General features: G+C 50.2%; 1 protein-coding gene. It reads right to left on the reverse strand.

The features are described 5' to 3' along the window. Nucleotides 1-2,241, reverse strand: a 2,241-nt coding sequence (locus tag E3J62_09600; protein TET44700.1) for a hypothetical protein, incomplete at its 3' end; no start/stop codon positions are given. Nucleotides 2,242-2,619 lie beyond the last annotated feature (378 nt).

Genomic DNA, 2,619 nt, shown 5'->3' on the forward strand with positions numbered 1-2,619 from the left:
GCTGAGAGCTGCCTTCCGGTAAATTCTGGCTTTTTCGCCCGGGTTCTCAAGTTCTTCAGACAGTGAAAGATAATTTGAGACGGCAGCTCTATGGTCTCCTTTCCACACCTGCGCATCTGCCAGTTCTTCTGTGATTCTTTTGCGCTGTGGATCCGCCTCCTTCAGGTTCGAAAGAGCGAGCATGAACAATTCCACACAAGAGTCAAAAGAAGATGCCTTCTTCGCGTCTCTCGCGGCAGCCAGTGAGTATTTGACAGTTTTCGTTTCTATGGCAGCCCTCTCTGCATGATTAGCAAGCTGGTAGTAATGGTTGGGATAGATTGACTCAAGGGTATTGAGTACTTTCTTGTGCATCACCTTCTTCTCTTCCCGCGGGATTCTTGAATACAGAGCAGTTGAAACCCACTTGTGCGTGAAAGAATATGCTGTGCCAGCCTCTTTCTGTACCAGTTTCCTGGATCTAAGGGCCCTCAGCAGTGCAGAGAACTTCTTTTCGCTGCGGCCCGATAGGGCCTTCAACACCTCTGTCTCGAACGTGTCGCCAACCACGGAGGCCTTCTTGAGGAACTCCAACTCCTCTTTTTTCAGTCCTTTGATAAGGAGATTGGTGAATGCCCCTATCGTTCTTGGAGGCTTCCTCTCTTTTATTCTGGCCCACTTGACCTGGCATTTGTCGCCGGTCATGATGAGGGATTCCCTGTAGAGCCAGGATACAGTCTCTTCTTCAAGCAGTGGTACGCCGCCTGAGTAGCGGTGTACTAATTGAGCCAGTTTGAAAGGGACGTTCATGCCGAGCATGTTGGATACAAGTCTCTGAGTCGAAGTTTTTGACAGTGGTTGCAGCTCGATCAGTTCAATTTCGAACTCCTCCTGGCTGGTGTCTGTCCAGAGGTTCTGGTTTGCTGCGGCAATGCACGCAAGGCCCTGCCGTGTGCGGCAGTATCTGGAGAGATACTGAAAGAGTGACTGGACATTCCTGTGGCCCAGTTCAAGGTCATCGAGAAATATCAGCAGTCCTTTGTCGAGTTCCTCTGAGATGCGAGAAAAGTATTTACTTATCACTTCAAACTGCCTGATCAGCTCTTCGTGGCCGGAGATTTTTCCTTCATGGAATACTGCAGCCTGCATACCCAACTCACGCTGCTCGGCTTCCGCAAGGTCTGAGAAAGGTCCGAGCGGATGTGTCCTGGATGCTGTGCACGAGGCTGCGAATATGTACATGCCCTCAAGCTGGGCCCTTCTTTTCAGTTCCTTGAGAAGCCTTGATTTTCCGATTCCTGGTGGACCCGTTATCAATGCTGCGGCATTTCTCGACCTGGATGTCTTCTTGACCAGACTGAGAAGACGATCCAACTTTCTTCTTCTTCCGACAAGACTGCTTGAGAGGAGTGGCCTTCGCGTCTTCTCGATTCCAGACAGGCTATCTTCAGGGAGCAATTCCCTTAACGCCTCAAGAATCTCAAGAGCATCTCTGGGTCTGTTCTCCGGCTTTGTTCTGGTCATCCTTTCCAGGATGCGCTCCAGGGGGAGTGGAACATTGTCAACCCATTTTGATATGGGCTCCAGCTCACGGGTGAGTCTGTCTTTTATGATTGCGGGAGTCTCTCCTGTGTCGAATGGAGACCTGCCGGTCAGTGTTTCATATATGACCACACCCAACGAATAGATATCTGATCTCGCATCAGGGGTCATGCCTGTAAAGATCTCTGGTGCCATGTAGCCGGGTGTGCCTTTGAGGACGGCCGGGGCTGTGACACCAACGTTCTGAACCAAACCAAAGTCTGTCAGCTTTGCAGTAACTGCCTTCCCTTTTCTGGAAACGAGTACGTTTTCCGGTTTTATGTCGCCATGAATGTAGCCAAGATAGTGAATGTGGTGGAGGGCTCTCAGAATCTGGGAAAGGGCAGCGAAGAAAGGCTTGGATGGTCTTTTGAATGAGCGGTGGAAATGGCGTCCGCTCACAAGTTCCATGGTGAGGAAGGGCCGCCCATCCTTGGCCGTCCCGAAGTCGTATATAGCAACAACATTTGGGTGGTTTATGTTTGACAGACTGCTAAACTCCTCTTTAAGGAGAAGAGTGTCTTCTCTGTCTGTGGTCATCGCAATCTTTAAGGCCACTGTCCCCTGCGGGCCGACGGCTTCAAAGACCTCTGTGAAGGCCCCCTCACCAAGTTTCTTCACGATTGTGTAGGAACCTATGACGTCCGGGTTATCCATAGTTCTCTTAGAATCTAGCACCATCCTGTGCAGGTGTCAAACTAAGAACACGAAAATGGAAATTCCTCCGAGCCCTTCCACCCACCTTCGAAATTGCGAAATTATACCTAGCCCGTCCCCTGGACAGGAAAACTTGTAATTGCGAGCCAAAAAGGCCCGGCCTTTCCATAGAAAGGACGAGATATTTTTGGTCCTTCGTCGGCGTTAGCCGATGGAGGAGAAGCCAGCGACGGGGCAATCTCCGTTATTTGACATGTTTCAAATTTGCGCATTTGGGGCCAAACCTTGAAAGTTGAATTGCGCACCCAAGAGCCCGAAAGTTCGAAAGTTTGGCTCTTCTCCAAATTAGTTGGCGGTAGTGCTTGGCAATGGGGTGCTATGTCCTTGTTTGCCATTGGGATT

The sequence above is a fragment of the candidate division TA06 bacterium genome, from assembly GCA_004376575.1.
Classification (GTDB): domain Bacteria; phylum Hydrothermota; class DG-26; order E44-bin18; family E44-bin18; genus E44-bin18.